The organism is Bradyrhizobium sp. (assembly GCF_019242285.1).
GTDB lineage: Bacteria > Pseudomonadota > Alphaproteobacteria > Rhizobiales > Xanthobacteraceae > Bradyrhizobium.
In genome coordinates this window covers 1-4,574 of record NZ_JAFAVV010000487.1, presented here as the reverse complement: position 1 = coordinate 4,574, position 4,574 = coordinate 1, and the positions used below count along the sequence as shown (strand labels likewise).

2 protein-coding genes and 1 tRNA gene are annotated in these 4,574 nt (G+C 64.5%); 1 reads left to right on the top strand and 2 read right to left on the bottom strand.

Annotated features, from left to right (window positions below):
• Positions 1–188: 188 nt before the first annotated feature.
• A tRNA-Ser gene (locus JOY90_RS19335) sits at positions 189–282 on the bottom strand.
• 646 nt (positions 283–928) lie between these two features.
• On the opposite strand from JOY90_RS19335, the gene JOY90_RS19330 reads away from it, so the two are divergent.
• Positions 929–2,497, top strand: a complete 1,569-nt coding sequence (locus JOY90_RS19330) for a porin (protein WP_291692710.1) — start codon at positions 929–931, stop codon at positions 2,495–2,497.
• A gap of 266 nt (positions 2,498–2,763) precedes the next feature.
• On the opposite strand, the gene JOY90_RS19325 is transcribed toward JOY90_RS19330, so the two are convergent.
• On the bottom strand, positions 2,764–4,574 hold a 1,811-nt coding region (locus tag JOY90_RS19325), incomplete at its 5' end, for a lytic transglycosylase domain-containing protein (protein WP_291692709.1).

The following is a 4,574-nucleotide window of genomic DNA, read 5'->3' as shown; positions in this document are numbered from 1 at the left end:
CATGGGCGCGCTTTCCTGCACCGGGCTGGCCCTATCAACGGCCTGCGCGGCCCGACCGTTTCGACGACACGCCGAGCTATGACGATCCGTCGAAGCGCGGAGGCGCTTGAAAGACAGCTCCATAAGACGCTGGCGCCGGCTGAACGCTGACGGTTCACCGCGCGTGCCAAAGCCCAATTTGTCCTGGCTGGCGGAGACGGAGGGATTCGAACCCTCGATAGAGCTTTACAACCCTATAACGGTTTAGCAAACCGCCGCCTTCAGCCACTCGGCCACGTCTCCAATCCGCGCCGATATGCACGAGGCGGCGCTGAGCCGCAAGCGGGAGTTCAGCGTGTTCGGCTGCATTTCTCCGAGAATATGTCGCGTATCGATGCTGCCGTGGGCCGAGACGTGCTCGATTCTCCAACCCCGATTCTGCTTGCATGAATCTCGTCGGTGCAAACGCCGACGCGGAATATGAGCAAGTGTCCTTGATTTCGCCTGTCGTTGCAACGATTCGAGGCTCAGATAGGCCCCGGAGGTAGAAAATATAACACACTACACGCATGCGATGTGGTCGGGGAAGGAACCAGAGGGAGAGAAAAATTCTAATTAATTCACAACAGGTTAGCTCAATTCGTTTGATCACGCTTGCGTGTTATTTGGGCAACACCCGGCCGAAAACGCGCCCCATAGGCCGTTTGCCCGCGGTTCCTTTATTGCTTGTGCAGGGTCGTTCGGTAATTGTGGTCATGCGACGGAGGGGGGCATCCCGAAGTCGTCCCGTTTTAGGTCGTTCGCTTAAGTCCTCTCGCGTTCAGCGGGGTGTGTCCGAAGGCGCGATATGGCTGAGCGACGGGTCGAAAGGGACAAGGGGACCACCCCCAGGGTTTCTCAACCCGGCGGATCCGGAACCTTCCCTGATTGAGCAACTTGGAGGTTTAACATGAAGATGGTCAAGAGCCTTGTCCTCGGCTCCGCGGCGGGTTTGCTCGTCGTGGGCGGGGCTCAAGCGGCTGATCTTCCCGTCAAGGCCAAAGCGGTCGAGTACGTGAAGGTCTGCTCTCTGTACGGCGCAGATTTCTATTACATTCCCGGCACCGACACCTGCATCAAGCTCGGCGGCTACCTGCGCGCCGAAATGGGCGTCAACGTCAACTCGGTTCAAACGGGCAACACGGGTCTTCCCGCCAGCGCGAATAACCGCTTCACCAACGCCTTCACCTGGCGTGGTCGTCAGGACCTGAGCGTCGATACGCGCACCGCGACCGAGTACGGCGTGGTCCGCACCTTCAGCGAGTTCACGCTGACCTGGGGTGATGACAGCTTTGCGGTCAATCCGGCTGCGCCCGGTTCGACCGTCTACTCGCCGATCGGTGGCGGCGCCGTCGCCGGCATCGCTCCGTTGTTGGGGAACGTTGCTCCGGGATCCGCGCCGAACAATGCCAACGCTGGCGCGGTTGCGGGCGGCACGCTCGGCGTCTACTACGCCTACATCCAGTTCGCGGGCTTCACGATCGGTAAGGCGATCTCGCAGTTCAGCGCACCCTGGACCAACTACCCGGGCAACAACTTCGACGGTCTGGTGGGTGGCGGCGGCGACGTGACCGGCGTCAACCAGTTCACCTACACCGCCGAGTTCGGCCAGGGTGTCAGTGCCGCGATCTCGGTTCAGGATCCGACCGCCTACTATCAGGCCGGCGTGAACAACCTGAGCGCCGGCGGCCTGTTCGGTGCCAGCGACTACGCCGGAACCATCGCTCCGGACATCGTCGGCATGGTCCGTATCGACCAGGCCTGGGGCATGGTCCAGTTCTCGGCCGCTGCGCATGACAACCATGTCGCATATTACGGCGCGACCGAGCCGACCGGCCATCCCGACGACAAGTGGGGCTTCGCCGTTCAGGGTGCCTTGACCATCAAGAACATCCCGACCGGACCTGGCGACACCATCAACGTCCAGGGTGTCTACACCAACGGCGCGACCCGCTACAACATCCAGGATCTGGCTGCACAGGCTGGTGCGGCCCAGATCTATGGCGGTTCGAACGTGGCCTACCAGAGCGTTGGTCTCGGCGTTGCCACCGACACGATCTTCGCCGCCGGAACGCAGCAGCAGCTCACCGAGACGTGGGGCATGCGCGGTGCGTTCAACCACAACTGGGATCCCTACTGGAGCTCCAGCTTGTACGGCGCGTGGGCCGCGGTGCACTACAACGGCACGGCCAAGGGCCTGATCTGCGGCACGCCCGGTATCGGGTTTGGTGTTGCAGCGGCGGCCCTCGTGACGACCTGCAACCCGGACTACAACATCGCGCAGGTTGGCTTCATCACCCGCTGGACCCCGGTCAAGAATCTGACCTTCTCGGCGGACGTGACCTGGGAACATCTGGACCAGAAGTTCGCCGGCTTCCTCACGGCTCCGAACGTCGCGACCGGCAAGCCGGCCGTTGCCTACGAGCTGAAGGATCAGGACACGGTGCAGCTCCTGCTCCGCGCCCAGCGCAACTTCTGATCTCGATCTGACATCGGTTTGACGAGAGCCCCGGCGGGTGACTGCCGGGGCTCTTGCTATCTGTATTATGAGATATCCGCAGAGTGGGCCAAGCGACCACATGCACGCAAGTTTGCCACACGAAGGCGGAGCGTGCCCACCATTCAAGGCCGTGTGTTGACATCGCGGTGGGCAGGGCGCTCCGCGCTTAGCCTACCCTGCGGCTCCGCCTTGGTCGCGACACAGTAGGATCAGCCCACTCTGCCGATCTCGTGACGCAACAGGCACTACTCCAAGGTGCCGCGATGCAGGTCGGCTTCGATATGCAGGCGCTTGCCGCCGCCGAAGCGGGCGCGATAGACCTGCAGGTTCTCCATCACCCGCTGCACGTAGTTGCGGGTCTCGGAGAACGGGATCAGCTCGACCCAGTCGACCGCGTCGACCTTGGGATCGCGCGGATCGCCATAGCGGTCGATCCATTTCTTCAGGGAGCCGCGGCCGGCATTGTAGGCCGCGAACGTCATGATGTACGAGCCGCGGAAATCCTCGAGCAGGCCGCCGAGCTCGGCCGAGCCGAGCGAGGTGTTGTAGGCCGGATCGGTCTTCATCCGGTTGAGATCGAACGCGACGCCCGCGCGCTTGCAGACGTAGCGTCCGGCGTCGGGCGTCACCTGCATCAGGCCGTAGGCCTGTGCCGCCGAGACATCCTTCGGGTTGAACGCGCTCTCCTGGCGCGCGATGGCGAAGATCACGCTCTTCTCGACCTCGGGCCCGACCGCCTGGAACGACGGAATCCCGTTCACCGGATAGGCGTAGTGGTCGAACGGCAGGCCGCGGTTCAGCGCGGCCTTGCCGACCAGGAGCATCGCCCGCGCATCGCCGTGCCGGGCGGCGATCTCGCCGAGCCCGAGCAGCGCGTCCGCGTCGCCGTTCTCGCCCATGTCGGCCAAGATCGGGATCGCGATCTCCGCCTCGTCGAGATCGTAGAGCAGCTGCACGGCGCGCACGATCTCCAGCCGCTCGACGCTGCGGCCGCGCGTGGAAAGTTGCTCGTTCAGCTCGAGCTGCGGCAGTCCGAGCCTCGCGCGTGCGAGCTGGCCGTAATAGCTGGTGGACTGCTCGGCCGCCGCCGCATAGGCGGCGTGCGCCTCCTGCGACCGTCCGGCGGCCTCGGCGGCACGGCCCTGCCAATAGCCGGCGCGCGCGAGCGTGGTCGGATTGACGCTGCCGACCCCAATTCGCGCGAAGTGCCGCGCGGCGGTGCCGGGATCATTGAGAAAGCGCAGCGCGATCCAGCCTGCAGTGAACTCCTGCTCGGTCTTGTAGATGTCGCGGTTCGGCAGCGCTGCATCGCGCGCGATCTGGTAGGCGGTGCGGTACTCGCCGGCATCGATCATCTTGCGCCCCAGCAGGCGCCGCTCGATCCACCATTCGTCGAGATTGTAGAGCCGCGCCGGATCGCGCGTCACGCCGAGCATGAGCTGGGCGGCCTCAGTGAACTTCTCCTCGCGGCGAAGCTCCTGGATGCGGCCGAAGGTGTAGCCGACGTCACCATGCAGCTCGTGCGGCACGGCATCGAGCAGCGCCTTGGCATTGGCGGCCTTGCGCACCGAGGCGAGTCGCGCCTTTGCGAGCTCCACATAGGCCGAGCCGAGCCGCTTCGCGGCGCGCATCGCCGCAGCCTCGTTCTCGGTGGTGTAGAGGAAATAGTCCATCCGCGCCTTCTGGTCGCCTGCCGTCAAGAGCGCGCCGAACATGTCGAGGGCGGCGCTTTCGGTGTCCTCCGACATCGGATCGTTGCGCCAGGCTTCGCGCACCAGCCGCTCGGCATTGGCGCGGTCGCCGCGCGCGAGCATGGCCTTCGCCAGCACCAGGCGGCCCTTGGCCGAGACCGGCGATTCGTTCTCGAACCACGACCACACGACCTGGTCGTCGCGCTTGTCATCCCACATCGCCGCCTCGAGCCGGCGCCGGAGGAAGGTCTGCGACGGCCAGCTCGGATTGGCGTCGAGGAAGGCGCGGTAGCGCTCGACGGAGGCGCCATTGTCCTCGTTGCGCAGGATCAGCCATTCGGCAAGCTTGCGCGCGACCGGATCGG